This is a genomic window from Methylomonas sp. (assembly GCF_023228165.1).
Classification (GTDB): domain Bacteria; phylum Pseudomonadota; class Gammaproteobacteria; order Methylococcales; family Methylomonadaceae; genus Methylomonas.
Genome location: NZ_JALOBS010000004.1, coordinates 163,244 through 182,005 on the forward strand (window position 1 = coordinate 163,244; position 18,762 = coordinate 182,005).

Genomic DNA, 18,762 nt, shown 5'->3' on the forward strand with positions numbered 1-18,762 from the left:
TAAACCAACCCAAGATCGTTGAAGGAGGCACACCATGCCCGAGTATCTCGCCCCAGGCGTATACATAGAAGAAAAGAGCTTTCGAGCCCGTTCCATAGAAGGCGTAGGCACCAGCGTGGCGGCCATCGTCGGGCCGACCCGCACCGGGCCGTTCCGCGGCAAGCCCGAGCCGGTGACCAGCTTCGCCGATTTCGAACGCATCTACGGCGATCTTGAGGATTTGCAGTTTGCCGGCAATAACACCCAACTTAATTATACCGCGTTGGCGGCGCGGGCCTTTTTCGACAACGGCGGCAAACAACTGTTTGTCAGCCGGGTGGTTAAGGATGTCAATGCCAGTAATCCCTCAACTGACGGCAGTAGCGCGGTCAGAGCCGCTCGCGTTAGCGCCGACGGCAAGTTGAGCTTTAAAAGCCGTTTTCCGGGTAAGGTCGGCAATTACGTGCTGGAGCTGCATTGGCAGGACAGCGAAAATCTGTTTTCCATAGCAACCACTACCACTCCGGCTGAAGGCGAAGAACTGTTTCTGGAAGCCAGCAACCTGCCGCAAGACGTGCGGGTGGCGGCAGGTGATCTGCCAGCCAATAGATTTCCGATTTCCATCAGGGCCAGGGTACGCCGCAACGGCACCAACTTCGACATCCTGTCCGGTGAAATCAAGGACAAGGACGACGCGGCTGCGGCGCTGACTCGACTGGTAATCGCTCAATTGCCGGCGGCTACCAGCAAAATCAGTCGTGTCACGCTACGCACGCCCGCTAGCGGCAAGTTGCAGGCGGGCGTGGCGGTCGAATTACGCTTATCGCAAGTCACCGACCTCTCCAGTCTCAGCGGGGTTGCGCATTGGGGCACGTTGACTGTTTTGAAAGGAGCCCTCAAAGCCGACGCCGGCGCCAATCTGACGCTGATCAGCTTGCCCATGGCGCAAAATGCCGGTCTGGCGGCCGATATCGATTTCCCCATTTCGGCGCTTGCCGCTTTGCCCGGCAATGTCAGCGCCTTGTTGGTGCGGCGTAATTTCGATCTGGATGTGTTGCGTATCGACGATATCGAAAAGCTCCGTAAAGGCGCCAGCGGTGAAGTGGTTTACCGGGTGGGTGGCTTGTCGACTTCCGCCACCGCCGACGATTCATTGGGCAAAAAATTATTGGCCGATCCGGCTACCCGGGACGCCCAGCTTACCCAGCCGATCGCCTGTACAGTGGCCGCCGATGCCGATGTATTTAATCTGCTGCATGCCTTGTTCGATAACGCGGCGCTGAACACGCCGCACCCGGTCAACGGCCCGCGCTATCTGATAGAACTGCAAAACGGCAGCGACGGCGACATTCCGGAAAGCGGCGATTATGCCGGCGAAATCAACGACAAGGACGGCAATACCGGTTTGGCCGCCTTCGAACAGGTCGAGGATATTTCCATCGTCATGACCCCGGCTGCGGCCGTGCTGGACACCACAACCAAACATCTGGCGGTGGTGATCGAAATGCAGAAACACTGCAAGCGCATGCAGTATCGGGTCGGCATCGTCGATAGCGAAGCCAACATGAGCATCAGCGAAATCCGCGACTTTAAATCCAATCTGGACGACACCCGCTTGGCGTTGTATTACCCGTGGGTGGTCAGCAGCGATCCGACCGGCAAACGCAGCACTCTGAGTCTGCCGCCCGGCGGTTTTATCGCCGGGGTTTATGCCAACACCGACGTCAGCCGAGGCGTGCACAAAGCCCCGGCCAACGAAGTGGTGTTGGGTGCCTTGCATTTCGAACAGGACATCAACCGCTTCCAACAGGAACTGCTGAACCCCAACGGCATCAATTGCCTGCGCTCCTTGCCGGGACGCGGCCACAGGGTGTGGGGCGCGCGTACCACCTCCAGCGATCCGGAATGGAAGTACGTCAATGTCCGCCGTTATTTCCTGTTTCTGGAGCGCTCGATAGACAAATCCACCCAATGGGCGGTGTTCGAGCCCAATGGCGAAGCCTTATGGGCCAGCATCCGCATCTCCATAGAGGATTTTCTATACAACGAGTGGGTCAACGGCCATCTGTTGGGGCCGACCCCGAAACACGCTTATTTCGTGCGTTGCGACCGCAGCACCATGACCCAGAACGATCTGGACAACGGCCGGCTGGTTTGCGAAGTGGGCGTGGCGGCCCTGAAACCCGCCGAGTTCGTGATTTTCCGCATCGGTCAAAAGACCGCAGACGCCTAGAGGTGAACGACTATGGCCGTATTTAGAGAAACCCCTTATTCCGCTTTTAACTATGTGGTCGAACTGGAGCCGGGGCAGGGCGATCAGGTTGATGCCGGTTTTTCCGACGTGTCCGGTTTAAATGCCGAAGTGACTATCGCCGAATACCGCAACGGTAACAGCAAGGTCAACCATGTCAGCAAGATTCCCGGCATTCACAAGGCCGGCGATGTGACTCTGAAGCGCGGCATCATCGGCGCCCAGAATCTATGGACCTGGCTGGATGAAGTCCGTCAGGGCAAACTGTCCGGCAAACGCAACATCAGTATCAAACTGCTCAACGAAGATCGTTCCGACACCGTGGTGACTTGGCGGCTGAAAAATGCCATGCCGATCAAATGGACAGGACCCACCTTGACCGGCAAGGGCGGTGGCGATGTGGCCATCGAAGAGCTGGTGCTGTCGGTCGAGACGGTGGATCAGGAGTAAAGCATGGTTTTGGCGGATTCCCGGCTGGAGATGCGGGTCAGACCCGCGGCGGTGGCTGATCCGGTGATGGACGTGGCCATGCTAGGGCATTGCCCCGGCAGCGCCCGTTGGGATTTGCTGCTGGAAAGTCCGCAAACGGTGAGGGAAATAGCTGCGCTGGGTTTCGGTCGGGAAATGCGGCAATTACAACAATGGCGGGAAAACGGCGCACCGGAACTACCTACCCCGACCGAACAGACCCTGCTGGATTTGTATCAGTTGCCGATTCCGCTTTTAAGTCTCGCGCATTTTCAAGTGTTGTTCCCTCAGGCCGACCAGCAAACCACGGCTTACCGCAGCCAACTGGCCGGCAATAGCGCCTGGCTGCCGGCGGCCGTGGCCGATTTTTTCCAATCGGTCCAGCCCGGCGCATTGGCCGACGGCACTAAAAAGCTTTGGGTATTGAGAATTCCGGAACAGTGGGGACAGCAAGGCTTCTTACCCGATCCGTATGCCGATTACGGCGACCCGCAGCGCTTGCCGGCTTTCGATCGTGCCATGCTGATAGCCAATCTGGGCGCGCTGGCCTTGCCCGATCTGGAACGCTTGCAAATTCCGGCCAATTTAATCGATGTCCGGCGCATGCGTCTGGTCAATCCCGATCCGGTGTTTTTGCCCTGTGCCGCATCCACGGCGGACGATCACCGCGAACGTCGCCGTAGCGAGGAAATTCCGCGACCATCGGCCGTCTGGCCTTTGCAAACCGTGCTGACGCCCATTTTGCAAACCCTGAAAAAACGCCGCCCGGATCTGCAATGCCTGTTGACGTTACCTTTGGAACAAGCCGGCGAAGGCAGTTTGCCGACAATGGCCCGGGAAGCCGGGCAGGCGATTCAATTGGCCGGCGACAGCGAAAACTCCGGTCTGCATGCCGTGCAGTTTTTATTTCCCTATTTGAGTAATCGCGAGCGGCCATTATGCAGTCCGGCCGGTTTGATCGCCGGTGCCATGCTGGAAACCAGCCAGCGTCTCGGACCCTGGCGCTCGATGGCCGGTAGGAACCTGCCGGGTATGTGGCAGCTTTATCCGCCTTTGCATAGCCAGCAAGTGGTCGAACTGCGCGACCGGCCGGGGGTAGGTGTGTTGGTCGCGCATAAAAACCGGCTGCAATTGGATGACGAACGCCGTGCCGCGGCCGTAGTCGGCACCAATGGTTTTTCGCGGCAGAGCGGGCAGGCCGAAGGATACCGTTCCGGCGAAGTGGCGCGCTTTTTAGGTTGGCTGCATCGGCAATTGCTGCGGCTGGGCGAGAGCTGGCTGTTCAACACCGATGTGCGTGATCCGCTGGGCAAAGTCCAGCTGACGCAGTTTTTTACCGGCCTACACAGGGCAGGCGCCTTGCGGGGCGCTTTGCCGGAACAGGCTTTTTCCATCGCCGCCAGCCACGACAATGAAAGCACGGTGATTTATCAAATAGAGTTGGCGCCGGTATTTGCGATAGACCGTATCGTGTTGAATTTTAGCCACGACCTGGGCAGCAACAGCAGTCAGTGGCAATTGGATATTAAAAATGGCTGAATTCATCCCGTTTCGCTTTCATGTGCAATTAAGCCTGCCGGAGTCGGCCGGTGGCGGCTTGGTTTGTAACGGCGCTTTCAGCGAAGTCAGCGGCTTGGAGGCCAGCATGGCGCCCAAAACCCTTAAAGAGGGTGGTCGCAATTGGGGCGACGTGCAACTGGCCGGCCCCACCACGTTTTCCACCGTGGTGCTGAAACGCGGCATCACCGATGCCGAGGGTCTATGGCGCTTGTTCGATCGTAGTTTCCGGCAAAGTTATTATTCAATACGTTTGAATTGCAGCATCCAGCTGATTAATCCGGCCGATCCCGAGCAAACCGTGATGGTCTGGACCCTGGATAAGGTGTTGCCGATCAAATTCAAGGGGCCTGATCTGAATGCCACCGCCAATCAGGTGGCTATCGAAGAGTTGCATTTGAATCACGAAGGATTCGTCGTCGACTGGAACCAACCCATGCAGGCGGTGCAAAATGGCTAGCAGCAAACTCAGTAAAGCGGTGTTGATCCCGTTGGATGCACAGAATCAGGATGCGCCGGAAGAAAATTGGATCACCGTGCAATTCAATCCTGCTTCGTTGAAAGTCACATTATCCAACACCCTAAAAGACAGTAATAGCGGTAGCGGACAAAGCAAGGCGGCACAGTTTGTCGATAAAAGCGAATCGACCTTGGCGATCGAATTGGTGTTCGATACCAGCGTATTGGACGGCGAGAATTTAACCCGGACCGACGGTACGCAAACCTTGTTACATGAAGACGTGCGCAAGCAAACTCAGCGTATCGCTACCGAGTTCATGAAACCGCAGGACGCCGAAAGCAATCAACCCAAGGCCCCCAAGCGTTGCCGTTTCCAGTGGGGTAGTTTTTCCTTTATCGGCATGCTCGGCAGTTATAACGAAACCCTGGACTTTTTCTCGCCGGAAGGTGTGCCGCTCAGAGCCACCCTGGCGCTGAGTTTCAAGCAGGACAATTACCAGTTCGACATCATCGATTTAAAAGACGCTCTGCGTCAACAAGGCAGGCTGGCGGTGGACGGCGAGGGCGTCAGTGCCGCTGACGCCAATCTGGCCGCCAACCGCGACCCCAAGCAATGGCGGGATACGGCGATGTACAACGGTATGGAAAATCCCCGGTTTAGCGACAATCAAGGTGTGGTTATGCCGCCCAGCGGCGCCAATAGCGGTTCGGGTAGCGGCGGCGGATACAGTTACGGTCAATCGGATACCCTGGGTACGCAAATACCCGGTGCGTTTTAAACAGTAAGCCACAGGAGCGGAGTGTGCCGGTTTTTATCAATGAAGTGATAGCGGAAGTCAACCAACCCGACAGTTCCGAACAAATGGACAGTCGGGTGTTTGCCGCCGCCAACGAGCAGGAAGAACAATTGCTTCGGCAACTGCAAATCCAGCGCGAGCGGCAGGCCCGCTTGTTGGTGGATTGAAATGGCCGAAGCCTTTATCAATGCGCGGCCGCGCTTCCGTATCGACGGCACTGACGATGCCGCCATGGCCGAAGCGGTCAAGGATGTGGCGATACAACAGCCGCTGTCCGGGCGGGCGCACGCCGAGCTGCGTTTGATTAACTGGGGGCGGGTGAGCGGCTCGGAGCAGCCGGGCTTCGTATTTCAGCAGATCAGGCACGGCGCGGTGATCGAGATCATGATGGGCGAACAGGAGCAGCAAGCCCTGTTCAGCGGTGATGTGACCGCGATTGAAGAGCGCTACGGCGACGGCGCCCCGCAATTATTGTTATTAGTGGAAGATAAAATGCATTTACTGGCCAGACAACGGCATACCCGCCGCTTCGAACAGCAAAGCCTGGACGACGTGTTGCAGGCTTTGGCCGACGATGCCGGCTTGTCGGCCGATATTCAGGTATCCTCGCAAACCGGCGACTGGCACCAGTTCAACGAAAGCAATCTGGCCTTCATGCAGCGCTTGCTGGCGCCTTACGATATTGCCGTGCGCTGGCAACACGGTCGACTGCGTATCAAACCGGAGCAGGCCGACAGCAATCCGCCGCGCTTGAGTCCGCAGGACGGCATGGAATATCTGCGCATCATCGCCGATCTGAACGGTCAACCTACTAATAGTCATGTGACGGGGTTTGATTTAGCCGCCGATGAGGCAACAGACGCCCAAAGCGATGCCTTGCAGCCCGCGCCGTCAGGCACTTCGGCGCTTGAGGTGCTGAATGAACTGGGCTGGCCCGGCGAAGCTTATTTTCCGCATCCCTTTGCTAAAACCCAGGCCGAGGCCGATAAGTGGGCCACCGGCGCATTTCGTAGCAGGGCCAAATCCTTTCTGGCCGGCGACGCCGTTTGTACCGGCAATGTGGCATTTGCCGCCGGCCGGGAAGTCGAATTGACCGACGTCTCGGAACGGTTGCGCGGCCGCTATCAGATCGTGCATTGCAGCCATCGCTTCGATAGCAGTCAGGGCTTCAGAAGTTTTTTAAAACTCAACCGTGCCGACTGGAGCGCCTGACATGAATACGCTAGGTCACAGTTTCGGCGCCTTGCAGGCCTTGCATCTGGCCACCGTGCTGGATAACCAGGACCCCGATAATCGCGGCCGGATTAAAGTACGGCTGGCGGTCGGCGACATGGAGTTATGGGCGGCGGTATTGACCAATAGCGCCGGCCAGGATTACGGGGTCAGTCTGTTGCCCAAGGTCGATGAAAAAGTGGTGCTGGCCTTTATCAGTCCGGAAGTGGCGGTGGTAATGGGCGCCCTATGGTCCGGTGGCGACAGCCATCCGTCCGAAGCCCGCGAGGTGGAGGACGTATATTGCATTCGCACCCCGTCCGGTTCGCAACTCAAATTCGACGATACTGAAGAGTCGCAGATCGACATCAAGACCAGCAGCGGCTATCACCTGCAGATTACCGAAGCCGAAGGCGGTAAGGTACTAATCGAAAAGGGCAGCGAAACTATCGAATTCAGTAGCTCGGAAATCAAAATCAACGCCTCGTCCAAGGTCAGCATCGAAGCCGCGCAGGTGAAAGTGTCGGCAGGCATGGTGGAAGTGGAAGCCGGCATGAGCAAATTTTCCGGGGTGGTCAAGTGCGACACCCTGATCAGCAATGCGGTGGTGTCCAGCAGTTATACGCCGGGAGCGGGGAATATATGGTAGCCCAACATAAACCCGTGTTGCGGGCGCCGTATTACGCCGACCAGGAAGATGGCACTATGATCCATCGCTATCTGGACGAGGATTTCGTCAGCCGCCACTTGCAGGCCATGCAACAAGGTAGCCTGCAAGGCAACCGGGCTCAAAAATGGCGGTTCGAAGACCGTTTCGCCGACGATAAAACTTTGCCTTGGCTGCGGCTGCCGGTGCATCGCACCTTTTATATGGTCAGTTGCGAAGTTGTCTGCGATACCTTTGGCACCCCGCCCTTCAATCCGCAAAACATTACCTCCGCCGGTTTCGTGGTGCGCCGCCGTGACGGCAACCGTTGGCTGCAACTGAACGGCGTGGCCCAGGGCTGGCAGGCCGGCGGGCAAAACCAGGACGACCCGGATTACGTCAGGCAACTGCGCCGGCAAAAATTGATACGCCCGCGCCTGTCGGCCTCGCCGGCCAGCGGCGAGGAAACCTATCCCTTGCACGCTCAATTGGTAAGCGCCAACGCAGCCGAAGGCAGGCAGCGCAAGCACACTCTGCTATACGGCTTTTTGCCTTTATCCGGCTCGGTACAGAATGAACTATTGGAAAATCGCGCCAGAGCCGACTATTTCGTCGATACGTTGCCGTGGCCGTTCGGCCGGCAGGATCAGCAAAGCAGTGAAGTGCTGGTTTGGCGGCGTGGCGATGGGTATTTAATGCACAACGGCGTCGCCGAACCGGCCTTAGTCAAGCTGATCAATCAATTGCTGAGTCGTTATCAGCTTTTGGATAACTCGGTTGCCGCCAATAAAGCTTTGTACGATTTTTTATCCGGCGTATATTTTTACCGTTTGCCGGACAGCAGTCGTTATCTGCAAACCCGACAACAGCTGGCCCAGGTAGCGCAACGCTGCGGCGGATTGGCCGACGCACTGGCCTTATTCCCCGTCGGTAATGTCAACCAAACAATTACCGCCTTAAAGGCCAAACAAACCAGTGTGCCCGGTTTGGCTTATCCCGATTTTGCCGAAGCCGACGATTTCGCGGCGGCCCGTTTGACGGCGGACACCAGCCAAGCTCTGCAATGGCTGGCCGGCGTGTCGGCATTGGCTAAATCCGTCAACAGCAGCCCAGCCGCGCACGCGGCGCTGTCGGCTTTGCTTTCCGGTATTAACAGCGCGGATGCCAGCCTGCATGCCTTGCAACGTTATCTGTCCGATATCGGTAATTTTAAACTGCAAAGCCTGCAAAGTTATTTTAATGCCAACAAAGCTCAGTTATTGGCCAAGGCCAGCAGTGACGAGGATGTGGCCGATCTGTTCATCAATGTGACCGCCGATAGTCAGTTGTTTTTCAGCGAAGCGCAAGCCATGGCGCTGCGCGAACTATTGTTCGAGCGCTCTACTGCGTTAACCAAGAACTATGTGGACAGCCTGCAAATTCCGCGTTATCAGCAAAATTCCGCCGATATTTATTATATCAAGCCCTTTGTGCGTTACCTGGACCAGCGGGGTTGCGAACAAATCGTCTGGGGCGGCAACAGCGAACCATTCCGGGTGGCGGCGCCGTTCGATCCGGAAGCTAGCCGGCCGCAAGCCATACAAATGCCGAAATTGTCCGATTTGAAACGCGGCCTGGCCAAGGGTGCCACCTTTGTAGCGCCCAAGGATTTGGCGGCACAACTGAAAAAGATCGGCATGGAAATGCCGCCCAGCGAAAAATCCGGCAATAGCTTCGGCCTGGAATGGATCATCAGCTTCAGCCTACCGGTGATTACCATCTGCGCCATGCTGTTGCTGATGATAGTACTGAATCTGCTGAATTTGTTTTTCCAATGGCTGCCGTATGCCATCACCCTGATACCCAAGCCCAAATGAACAGCCGACTCTCGCCCTTATTAAGCTGGCCGCTGGAAATCGAACTGGAAAATGGCCAATTGCGCTTTGCCGAGGATAACCCCAGCATCCGGCAGGTGATCTGGAACATTCTGGCCACCCGTCCCGGCGAGCGCTTGATGCGGCCCGATTTCGGCGCCGGTTTGTATAACTATATCCATCAACCCAATAACGAAACCACCCGTAATCTGATCAAGGATGCAGTGTTTCGCGGCGTGACCCGCTGGGAGCCGCGGGTGGAGTTGACCAGTGTGCGGGTGTTGCCCGATCCGGAGCAAATCAGCCACGTCAATGTCAGCATCCATTACCGTATCCGCCAAAACGGCGCGGCCGCGCAGATGGATGTGAGCCTGCAACTGGCTAGCGGCGGATAACACCATGATAAACCGGCAGCGTAGATACGAAGGTGACTATGAAACCCATGATCAATCTTGACGACCGTCGCTTCGAAGAATTGGTTGAAGAGGCCAAGGCCCGCTTATTGAACAGCCTGCCGGAGCTGACCCAAATCGTGCCCGGCGACCCGGTGCATGCCTTGGTGGACGTATTCGCCTGGCTGACCGAAACCATCCTGTACCGCGCCAATCTGATTCCGGAACGGCAACGGCAGGCATTTTTAAATTTGCTGCAAATACCCCGGCGGCCGGCGATTCCAGCCAAGGGCTTGGTTTGCATAGATGCCACCCGCAAGCGCACCGCCAATCTGGCCGCCATTATTCCGGCCGAAAGCCACTTGCCGGCCGGCAAGCAATGGTTCAGCACGGTGGGCGATCTACAGCCGACGCCGTTACTATTGGATGTGGTGTGCAAGGAAACCATCAGCACTGCCCAGTTGGCGGAGTTCGGCATCACGCCCGAGCAATTGCAATTAACCTCGCCGGCCGGCAACGCCGCCATCCCTTTCAGACCCCGGCATTTATTACCGGGGCGAGATAGTCTGGAACTGGCCGCCACAGTCGATAATGCCTTGTATCTGGGGATTAGCCTGCCGTTGGCGCTGGTAACGCAAAAAGCCGAACTGGTCAAAAATCTGGCCGGCATTACCTTGAATATCGGCATCGCCCCGGCCGACCAACTGCCGGCTGAACAGGAAAGCCAGCCCTTACCGCGTAACTTGTTGTGGGAGCTGGCCTGGCAGCAACAAGGCGTCAGCGATTTCGATTACCTGCCGCTGGAACAATTGGCCGACAGTTCCAACGGCGCGCGGCGGCCTGGTGTGGTGCGGCTGCGTTTGCCCAAGGATAGCTCTCTGTTGCAACCTTTCCTGCCCGACGATCCGGCTAATGCCGGCTTACGTAACAGCCCGCCGGAACAGCCCGGTTCGACCAAGCCTGAACAAATGCTGTTCTGGCTGCGGCTGCGCTGTCCGGAACAACCGGATTTAAGCTTGAGTTATCTGGCCGTGAACGCGGTGGATGTGATTGGCCAAGCTATCGAGCGCGATGTGATGCTGGGTCTGGCTAGTGGTCAACCGGATCAGCTAATGACGTTTCCGCAACAGAATATTGATGCCGAATCCGCACAAATAGAGGTGGAAGAAAACGGTCAATTCCTGCCTTGGCGGCGAGTCGATCATTTCGGCGCGGCCGGGGCCGAGGATAAGGTTTACATGCTGGACGCGGCGGAAGGTTGGCTGCGATTTGGCGATGGTTTTCGCGGCAAACTGCCGGGTCGAGGCAAACGTATCCGCGCCGCCTATTACCGGCATGGCGGCGGCGTGGCCGGTAATTTGCCCGCCAACAGCCTCAAGGTACTGGAAAATGCCGCTACCGGCTTGCAGGTCAGGCAGGATTTTCCGACCGCCGGCGGCATGGACGCCGAAACGGTTACCCAAATGGAGCAGCGCATCGCGGCGTTTTTAAGCCACCGCAACCGTGCCGTGACCCGGGACGATTTCACCCGGTTGGCCTTGGATAATCCGATCAACCCGGTGGCGAAAGCCGAATTGCTCAGCGGCTTCCTGCCGGGTTCCAGCTTGGCCACCGCCCGTTTCGAGGTGCCCGGCGTGATCAGCGTGTTGGTATTGCCGCCGGCCGAGCAGGCTATCGGCGCTTTCCCGCGCACCAGCGTCGGCCTGTTGAAGGATGTATACGGTTATTTGAGCGAGCGTAGCCTGCTGGGTACGGAATTATATGTGTTGAGTCCGGAATACGTGCCGGTGGCGATTGCGGTGTCGGTGCGAGAACTGGACCCACAAACCCGTCAGCAGGTGTACAAGGCAGTGCAGCAAAGCCTGCTGAATTTTTTGTGGCCGCTGGCACCGGGCGGCCGTATCGGCCAGGGCTGGCCGTTGGGGCAGGCTGTGGACGTCAACGAACTGCGCACCGTGGCCGGCCGGGTGACCGGCGTGCAAGCCATAGGCGGCTTGCTGCTTTACGTGCAAAATGTCGCCGGGCAATGGCAGACATTAACTGAGAGTCAAAGTCTGAGTTTACAGCCCTGGCAATTACCGGAACTGGTCGGCATTAGCGTACAGGCCGACAGCCCCGGCGAAGCGCCGCAAGCGCCGAATATCGTCAGCGGCGCCGGCGAACGGGACGCCATAAAAGACTGGATTCCCACTCCCGTGATTCCGGACATTTGCTAAGCCCATGGACAGCAACCGCACTTCGTTTTTATTGCTAAAGGCAGGCGGCGACTTTGCCAGCCGCTCGCTGAAGTTTGTCTGGGATGGACAGCAACAAGCCTTCAGGCTGGAACAGCAGCAGGCGCATTTTTTTCCGGAAATTAGCCCCGAACTGGCTTTGTCGGCTTGGCAAAATGCCCCGGCAAGGGTGATAGACAACTACGGTCAGATCGGCGGAATCAGCGCGGACGGCAAGCGCTTTCAGGTTAAGGCGGACTGGCAAAGCAACCATTGGCTGGATGTGCGGGCCAGTAGTCATGATCCCGATGCCCAAAACATGGACCAATTAACGCTGGCGCCGTTGGTGGCACCGGATTTCAGCCTGTTTGTGGATTTGCATATCGGTGGCGGCAGTCTGGCGGCCCTGGTGGCATCCGGCGCCGAAAATGCGTTGATCGTGATGGATTTGCAGCGCCGTTGGCAACAGCGTTGCGGACTGGATATCGCGCCGCAACGCTGTTGCGTGGATAGCCGGCGGCGAGTCTGGCTGGCGGGCCAATATATCGATGCCGACGATAACCCGCGCGCGGCTATCGCGATGGCGCAAGGCGAACCCTTGCCGCAGGCCTATCATCCGCCGGCTTTGGCGTTTTATCCGCAAACCGCCAATCCGCATGCCCTGCAACAACAATGGCGGCAGGATGTCGGGTTTTACGACGGTCTGCTGGCGATGTGCGTCGATCGGGAATTTTTATATCTGCTGGTGTATCGGCAAACCGAGGCGGGTTATCGCCAGCATGTGTTGATACGGGCCTTGAGCGACGATGCCGCCCAGCCGGTTCTGGACGTGTTGTTACCGGAAACCTTGCCGTTTGCCATCGACTGCTCGGTAGTTGCCCCGGACCGGCTGGCCTTGCTGGTGCCCAAGCCGGCGGCTGATTCGGAACGCCGGGATTGGGATTGCCCGGTGGTGACTTTGGATAAACAGCAAGGCACGGCGCGGCTCAGTGGCGAACGTTACCGGATGTTGTCGCTGCATTCGCCCAGATTCATGGTCGGGCTGGACGGCAAAACCCGTTATCAATCCGAACAAGGCCCCATGCCGTTATTGCCGTTGCCGCAGGCGCGCTTTCCGCGAAACGGCGTTTGCATCCTGGATAAAGCCCTAGATGCCGGCAGCCCGGATTTGCTCTGGCACCGACTGTATCTGGAAGCCAGCATTCCGGCGGGTTGCGCCTTGCAGGTTTACGCCCGCGCCTACGACGAAACCGACGGCAAGGCCGACGCCGACTGGCAGCTGCAACCGGAGCCTTTATGGTTGCCGATGGCGTCGGAATTGCCGTTTTATGCCGGCTGGAAGACCCCGCAACAACCTTATCAAGGTTTGTATCAGATTTTGCTGCAACGCCAATCCGGCGCCTGCCGGGAACTGCGCGGGCGGTATTTGCAACTGAAACTGCAAATGAACGGCGACGGCCGCCATACGCCGGCCATTCATTGCATCCGCGCCTATACTCCGCGATTTTCCTGGCAGCAACACTATTTGCCACGCCACTTTCATCAGCTGGAACGCGCGGTGGAAGGGGACATGCGTCCGGCCAATAGCGCCGATTTTCGCGAACGGCTGCTGGCAGGCTTCGAAGGCCAATTGACGCCTATCGAAGACCGGGTGGCGGCCAGCGAAATACTGGTCGATCCGCGGTCGGCGCCGACCCAGCAATTGCAGACTTTGGCCGGCATGGTGGGGGTGGTATTACCCGAACATTGGCCGCAACAGCGCCAACGCGACTGGTTGAGTTTTAGCGGCCAGCTGCAGCGCCGGCGCGGCACCATGGCCGGCCTGTGTCTGGCGTTGGACATTGCCACCGATGGTGGCGTCAGCCGTGGTCAGGTGATCCCGGTCGAGCATTTCCGCTTGCGCCGCACCCTGGCCACCATCCTGGGGCTGGATTTGAGCGATGAACAACACCCCTTGACCCTGGGCACCGGTCAAAGCGGCAACAGCATCGTCGGCGACAGCCTGATTTTAAGCGCCGATAACGCTCGCGAATTTTTGGCCCTGTTGGCGCCGGAATTGGTCCAGGACAACGTCGACGATCAACGTCTCGTCGCCGAATTTTTTGATCGTTACAGTCACAGACTGACTGTGATATTACATGGCCCGGCCGGTAATCAGCAGACCACTGTCGGACAGATTTTGCAGCAGCAATTACCCGCGCATTTGCAGTGGGCCGTCAAGACCAGCGATTATTCCTTCGTGCCGGGTTTGTCGCCGCTGTTACAAATCGATAGTTATTTGCAACTTAGCCCGGCCTGGAAAAAGCTGATTTTGGATCGTATCAATCTGGGCCGCGACAGCGTGTTGCAAAACGCCATTGCTCTGGCGCCGGAACTGGCGACCTCACCCGAACCCGCAGGAGACTGACATGACCGCAATGCAAGACCAAAGTCTGATCGGCGACGGCCAATTCGAAACACCCTTGAAGCGCGTGGTGTTCGAACCGGGCATGTTGTTGGGGGTGGAAGCCACCAGCAGCGAACAGGATTATCACCGCCGCCGCTTGGTGCGGCATCAATATTGGTTGCACGGCTACGGCACGGTTTCCGGACTGGTGGTGAGTCTAGAAGCCGACCAACCCGAGAATGCCGATCAGCATATCTTGACTAAATTAATCGTTTCGCCGGGTGTCGGTATCGACGGTCTGGGCCGGGAGGTCAGCTCGTACGAACCCTATTGCATCAATCTGAAAGACTGGCTGGAAGCGCATAGCGATAAAGAACGGATCTGGCAGGTCGGTAACGGTGGTTTTGACGGCAGCGATAACAGTTTGTGGCTGAAAGTGGTGTTCCGCTACCAGGAACAGCCCACTGGCCTGCAACCGGTAATGGCCACCAAAATCAATGCCGGTACCGATCCGGTGCAGCCCAGCCGCCTGAAGGATTGTATTCTGTTGGAGCTGACCCCGGAAAAACCCTTGTTCGACGACCTGGCCTTCGCGCCGTGGGGGCCGCCGGCTTATTTGGAGCCGTTGCGGGCCGGCCACGCACACGGCCACGCACCCGCCGATCCGGCCGATGCGCTGAACCCGGACGAAAAAACCTATTTGTCCGCTCATGCCGATGCCGACGGTCTGCTGAATCTGAACGCGGCCATGCTGCATGCCCTGGGTACCGGTAAAAGTGCCCTGGATATGCTGGTCAAGGAAACCGAAGCCGCCCAAACCTTGTTGGCCCGCATCCGCATTCAACTGAATCCGGACCGTAAGGTGGTCAGCAATCCGCAGCGCGTGCAAATCAATAATCTGCTCAGACCCTTCGTCGCCACCCCGCAACAATTAATCAGCCTGCACCGGTCTGTAGCCCCATAAGTAAAGGAGAGTGACATGAGCCATAGCATAGGATTTCAGCCCTTCGTGGCCCCCGAGTTCAGTCAGGACGGTTTGCGAAAAAGCAGTCTCGATCCTTTTCTGTCCCGCAGCAATTATTTCGACGGCCGCCTGTTAAAAGCCGCCGATCTGACCCGCGACCAGCAATATCTGGATGAACGCTTGTTGCAAACCGGCCGGGTGCTGGGTAGCGGGGTGGTGAAAGGTTTACGGGCCGAATTGAGCGGCTCGCAAAAAATCACGGTTAGTCCCGGATTGGCCATCACCGCTTCGGGAAGGGTACTGGAATCGGTCAACAGCCTGAACATCGACTTGACCGAGCGGGCGGCCATCGCCGTGATCAACCAGCCGCCGTTACGCTATTTCAATCGCGGCTTGTATGCCTTGATTTTGCAATACACCGAAAAAGGCGTCGGTATCGCCGAAACCTATCCCGAAGACATCGGCCAAAAAATCGAACCGCGCATCAACAGTTATGAAGAAGGTGTGCAACTGGCCTTGGTACCGTTGCGGGAAAGCTATCCGTCCGGCAGCGAATTAAGCACCCGGGCGGCGCTGGCCGGAAAATTCTTGCCGCAGGTGCAGCCTTTGCCGGAAATTCCCGACGATGCGGTGGCGCTGGGTTTACTGGCCATCGACAATAATGTCGGTCAGTGGCTGGATCGGTTCTTGTTGTACAGGCCGGCCGGCATACACCTGCAGGGCAATGCCTTGCAACAGTTGCTGGCCGCGCATTACGAGGAATTGCTGGCCGAGGTGTTGAATACCCGCAATTGGTCGTCCTTGCAGGCCGCATTTAGCGCCGGGCAATTTTTTCAATGGTTGCCGCCGTTCGGTTCTCTGCCCAAGCAGGCCGTGGACCCGGAAGCGGCGCTGCAACGATTTTTTCCGGAAAGTTTCAAGGTCAGCATCGTGCCGGTTCGCAAGGAGGATTTGCCGGTGCTGGAGCAGGAAGCCATGCTGGAACAAGCGATTAATCTCAGTCAGGACACGGACGTGGACATCATGATACTGGCGCCATTGGCGGATGCCGATTTCAATTTTTACGCCCGCCGGCTGGAAGCGCCGACCGCAACGCCCGCCGAGCAACCGTTCGCCTTGTCCAGCCGCTTGTTGCCCAGCTTGTTGCCGTTGAGCTTGAGCGTGCGGCCATTGCGGCGCCCGCTTGTCGATACCAGCCAGCCCAATTACTGGCGCAATGTCTGGGACCGGGTGGCGGACGGCCAATTGCGTTATCTGCGCCGTCCGGCCCGCATCGCGGAGAATCATGTCAGCACCGTGGTATTGGCGCGCGGTTTCCAGTTACCGGATGCCTTGCCGCCCGATAACAGCGAACTGGAACAACTTAACCAGCGGCTGCTGCAAGCCGAACAGGCCAGAGACGCTTTTCAAGCCCAACTGCAGACCAGCCGGCAACAATTGAAATCGGTTCAGCAGGAATACGCCAAACTGAAAGCGGACTACGATGCGTTGCTGAACAGCGGCGGTCAAACCGGCGGCGGTCTGGCGACACAGATCGAAGCGCGCGGCGTGCGCGATAAAACCATAGTGGAGCTTGCCCGCAAATATCTGGATAACATCGCCAATCAACCCAAATTGCAGGAGTTGACCGGCCGGGTACTGGCGTTACTGGATAGCGTTTACGACCGGGCCTTCTGGCCAAGCCTGCTGCAAAGTCTGGAAGCCGGTTTGTTGGAAAAATTGTTGCTGAATCTGCTGGAAACCCTGCAAGCCGGCAAACCGGCCCACGAATTCATGATCAATACCGGTCCGGATTTCGGTCTGAAAGACGACCAACTGCAATTGTGGAAACGCGTACAGGACTTTTTGGGGGGATAGGCATGAGTCATCAGAGCATACGTTTACACGAAGCCGCGCCCGGCAACGGGTTGGCGGCCGATCCGTTGCAACAGCAGGGTCGCCTGCGCTTGAATCTATTTGCCGGCCGCAGCCTGGGCGAGCGCGAATTCGACATCATGCAAAGCTATGCCGAGCAGCGTCTGGCGCCGTTACTGTGCGGACATGCACCGGGCATTATCCACGGTCTCGAAGTGGCCGCCGGCGAAGTGCCGCTGGCAGACAGCGAAACCAGCGACTGGCTGTTTCGAGTGCGTCCGGGGCTGGCGGTGGGCGGCGACGGCAAAATCGTCAACATGATTTTTCCGCTGGATCAATATTGGCAGGAACAAAAATCCGAATATCTGGCTAGGCGCAGCCGGGAGCTGAATCCGCTCGGCGCCGTAAACGGCATCTATTTTTTATGCGTGATACGCGAACTGGAGCCGGTGGATAAAAGCGGCCAGTTCGCCGCCTGCGTGCGCGACGAGTTGGATTTGTTGCGTGACGCCCGTATCGAAACCGTCACCCGACTGACCCTGCAACCGGTTTGGGAGGCCGATGAGGCGGTGGTTGCGGCCAAGGCCGACCGGGATTTGACTATTAATCGCCTGTTGGCCGAGCACCTGGCCACCGACTGGTTTGCGGCGAACGGCGCGGTGCCGATAGGCATGTTGGCGGTGGAAAACGATGCGGTGCTGTGGTTCGATGCGGTGGCGGGGCGTTTCCCGGCCAAGGCCGACGCCAATTATTGGACTTTTCTGTCGCATACCAGTCAAGCCATTCAACAGCACTTCAACGGCTGGCATTTGGCGGATGCCGCCGCCCGCCAGACGCTGATCGACAGTTTTAACTTGGCGCATCTGCCGGCCGCCGGGGTATTGCCGACCTTGTTTCTGGACGATGTGGCTACCTTGCCCAAGCCGCACTGGTTTCCGCCGCATTTGCAGGTGGAAATGGCGCCGATCGCCGAGAGCCAGGTACCGGGATTGATCGCCCGCGAATTGCCGCGTACCTCCATCGATTTGGAACAGGTCGGCGGCGACCGGATAAGATTGCTGTTGGCCGTGGCTGATAGCGATTACCGGGCCGATTTATTGGATTTGCCGCTGCCGGATTGGCAAATGCAACAGGAATTGTATCGCTACGCCCAGCGCGCCCACGATAGCTGGAAAGACTGGGTGGTGCAGTACGACGCCTTGTTTAATAATCTGCAGCCGGCGGATTTTCAAACCAGCGAAGGCAAACGCCTGTTCTTCAGCGTGCCGGATAAAATCGACACCGAAGCCGAAGGCCAGCCGATTACCCCGGAGCTGTTTTTCAGCCGGCTGATCGCCGTCAGTCGGGATTGGCAAACCGCCGCCAACGGCATCAATCCCGATTTGCCCGCACCTTATACCGAGAGCATTCCGCCGCCGCCCGTGGGCGAAACCTTCGACTGGAGCGCCCCGCCTCCCAGCGAGGCGAACGGCTTGCTGAAGCAGTATCTGGATGTCAGCCTGCGGATTGAACATACCGAACAACTGATAGACGACTTGGCCGACTTGCTGACTTTGTATGCCGACATGCAGCGCAGCCAACGCCAACAAATCGACCATGTCAGCCTGTCCTTTGCCCGTCTGGCAGGCGGCGTGCCGGGCGACGGCAGCGGTTTGGCGGTAGCACGCTGGTTACCGGACATCAAATTTTCCAGCAAAACCCCACCCGCATAATCAGGCATAGAGGAAACCG

15 protein-coding genes are annotated in these 18,762 nt (G+C 57.8%); all 15 read left to right on the top strand.

Features of this window, described 5'->3' with window-relative positions:
- Positions 1 to 34: 34 nt before the first annotated feature.
- Genes M0R33_RS04675 through M0R33_RS04745 form a run of 15 tightly spaced genes read left to right on the top strand, consistent with a single transcriptional unit; the run spans position 35 to position 18,743 of the window.
- Positions 35 to 2,212: a phage tail sheath subtilisin-like domain-containing protein gene (locus M0R33_RS04675; RefSeq protein ID WP_292565798.1), complete on the top strand. Its 2,178-nt coding sequence runs from the start codon at positions 35 to 37 to the stop codon at positions 2,210 to 2,212.
- 12 nt (positions 2,213 to 2,224) lie between these two features.
- Positions 2,225 to 2,680, top strand: a complete 456-nt coding sequence (locus M0R33_RS04680) for a phage tail protein (RefSeq protein WP_292565801.1) — start codon at positions 2,225 to 2,227, stop codon at positions 2,678 to 2,680.
- A 3-nt stretch (positions 2,681 to 2,683) separates the two neighbouring features.
- The gene (locus tag M0R33_RS04685) at positions 2,684 to 4,237 is read left to right on the top strand and encodes a hypothetical protein (protein ID WP_292565804.1); all 1,554 of its coding nucleotides are present in this window, start codon (positions 2,684 to 2,686) and stop codon (positions 4,235 to 4,237) included.
- On the top strand, positions 4,230 to 4,715 hold the full coding sequence (locus M0R33_RS04690) for a phage tail protein (protein ID WP_292565806.1): 486 nt from the start codon (positions 4,230 to 4,232) through the stop codon (positions 4,713 to 4,715). Before M0R33_RS04685 ends, M0R33_RS04690 begins: the two co-directional genes overlap by 8 nt.
- Positions 4,708 to 5,493 carry a hypothetical protein gene (locus tag M0R33_RS04695; protein WP_292565809.1) on the top strand — a complete coding sequence of 262 codons (786 nt, stop codon included), beginning with the start codon at positions 4,708 to 4,710 and terminating at the stop codon, positions 5,491 to 5,493. Before M0R33_RS04690 ends, M0R33_RS04695 begins: the two co-directional genes overlap by 8 nt.
- A 23-nt stretch (positions 5,494 to 5,516) precedes the next feature.
- Complete coding sequence (locus M0R33_RS04700) at positions 5,517 to 5,678, top strand: hypothetical protein (RefSeq protein ID WP_292565812.1); 162 nt, start codon at positions 5,517 to 5,519, stop codon at positions 5,676 to 5,678.
- 1 nt (position 5,679) lies between these two features.
- A complete protein-coding gene (locus tag M0R33_RS04705) occupies positions 5,680 to 6,723 on the top strand; it encodes a phage late control D family protein (protein ID WP_292565815.1) in 1,044 nt (347 codons plus the stop codon).
- Position 6,724: 1 nt separating this feature from the next.
- Complete coding sequence (locus M0R33_RS04710; protein ID WP_292565818.1) at positions 6,725 to 7,372, top strand: phage baseplate assembly protein V; 648 nt, start codon at positions 6,725 to 6,727, stop codon at positions 7,370 to 7,372.
- The gene (locus M0R33_RS04715; protein WP_292565821.1) at positions 7,366 to 9,225 is read left to right on the top strand and encodes a hypothetical protein; all 1,860 of its coding nucleotides are present in this window, start codon (positions 7,366 to 7,368) and stop codon (positions 9,223 to 9,225) included. The genes M0R33_RS04710 and M0R33_RS04715 overlap by 7 nt, the downstream gene beginning before the upstream one ends.
- The gene (locus tag M0R33_RS04720; protein WP_292565824.1) at positions 9,222 to 9,617 is read left to right on the top strand and encodes a GPW/gp25 family protein; all 396 of its coding nucleotides are present in this window, start codon (positions 9,222 to 9,224) and stop codon (positions 9,615 to 9,617) included. Before M0R33_RS04715 ends, M0R33_RS04720 begins: the two co-directional genes overlap by 4 nt.
- A gap of 38 nt (positions 9,618 to 9,655) precedes the next feature.
- A complete protein-coding gene (locus M0R33_RS04725) occupies positions 9,656 to 11,830 on the top strand; it encodes a putative baseplate assembly protein (protein WP_292565826.1) in 2,175 nt (724 codons plus the stop codon).
- Positions 11,831 to 11,834: 4 nt separating this feature from the next.
- Positions 11,835 to 14,234, top strand: a complete 2,400-nt coding sequence (locus M0R33_RS04730) for a phage tail protein (RefSeq protein WP_292565828.1) — start codon at positions 11,835 to 11,837, stop codon at positions 14,232 to 14,234.
- A 1-nt stretch (position 14,235) separates the two neighbouring features.
- Positions 14,236 to 15,177 carry a hypothetical protein gene (locus M0R33_RS04735; RefSeq protein ID WP_292565830.1) on the top strand — a complete coding sequence of 314 codons (942 nt, stop codon included), beginning with the start codon at positions 14,236 to 14,238 and terminating at the stop codon, positions 15,175 to 15,177.
- A gap of 15 nt (positions 15,178 to 15,192) precedes the next feature.
- Positions 15,193 to 17,034, top strand: a complete 1,842-nt coding sequence (locus M0R33_RS04740) for a hypothetical protein (protein WP_292565833.1) — start codon at positions 15,193 to 15,195, stop codon at positions 17,032 to 17,034.
- Positions 17,035 to 17,036: 2 nt separating this feature from the next.
- Positions 17,037 to 18,743, top strand: coding sequence for a hypothetical protein (locus M0R33_RS04745; RefSeq protein ID WP_292565834.1), 1,707 nt, complete (start codon positions 17,037 to 17,039; stop codon positions 18,741 to 18,743).
- Positions 18,744 to 18,762: the final 19 nt, after the last annotated feature.

Bases quoted from the DNA above. Each gene is read 5' to 3' on its own strand.
- M0R33_RS04735 (WP_292565830.1), top strand. From the start codon at position 14,236: ATGACCGCAATGCAAGACCAAAGTCTGATCGGCGACGGCCAATTCGAA.
- M0R33_RS04705 (WP_292565815.1), top strand. From the start codon at position 5,680: ATGGCCGAAGCCTTTATCAATGCGCGGCCGCGCTTCCGTATCGACGGC.
- M0R33_RS04725 (WP_292565826.1), top strand. From the start codon at position 9,656: ATGAAACCCATGATCAATCTTGACGACCGTCGCTTCGAAGAATTGGTT.
- M0R33_RS04685 (WP_292565804.1), top strand. From the start codon at position 2,684: ATGGTTTTGGCGGATTCCCGGCTGGAGATGCGGGTCAGACCCGCGGCG.
- M0R33_RS04715 (WP_292565821.1), top strand. From the start codon at position 7,366: ATGGTAGCCCAACATAAACCCGTGTTGCGGGCGCCGTATTACGCCGAC.
- M0R33_RS04720 (WP_292565824.1), top strand. From the start codon at position 9,222: ATGAACAGCCGACTCTCGCCCTTATTAAGCTGGCCGCTGGAAATCGAA.
- M0R33_RS04675 (WP_292565798.1), top strand. From the start codon at position 35: ATGCCCGAGTATCTCGCCCCAGGCGTATACATAGAAGAAAAGAGCTTT.
- M0R33_RS04710 (WP_292565818.1), top strand. From the start codon at position 6,725: ATGAATACGCTAGGTCACAGTTTCGGCGCCTTGCAGGCCTTGCATCTG.
- M0R33_RS04695 (WP_292565809.1), top strand. From the start codon at position 4,708: ATGGCTAGCAGCAAACTCAGTAAAGCGGTGTTGATCCCGTTGGATGCA.
- M0R33_RS04690 (WP_292565806.1), top strand. From the start codon at position 4,230: ATGGCTGAATTCATCCCGTTTCGCTTTCATGTGCAATTAAGCCTGCCG.
- M0R33_RS04730 (WP_292565828.1), top strand. From the start codon at position 11,835: ATGGACAGCAACCGCACTTCGTTTTTATTGCTAAAGGCAGGCGGCGAC.
- M0R33_RS04740 (WP_292565833.1), top strand. From the start codon at position 15,193: ATGAGCCATAGCATAGGATTTCAGCCCTTCGTGGCCCCCGAGTTCAGT.
- M0R33_RS04745 (WP_292565834.1), top strand. From the start codon at position 17,037: ATGAGTCATCAGAGCATACGTTTACACGAAGCCGCGCCCGGCAACGGG.
- M0R33_RS04680 (WP_292565801.1), top strand. From the start codon at position 2,225: ATGGCCGTATTTAGAGAAACCCCTTATTCCGCTTTTAACTATGTGGTC.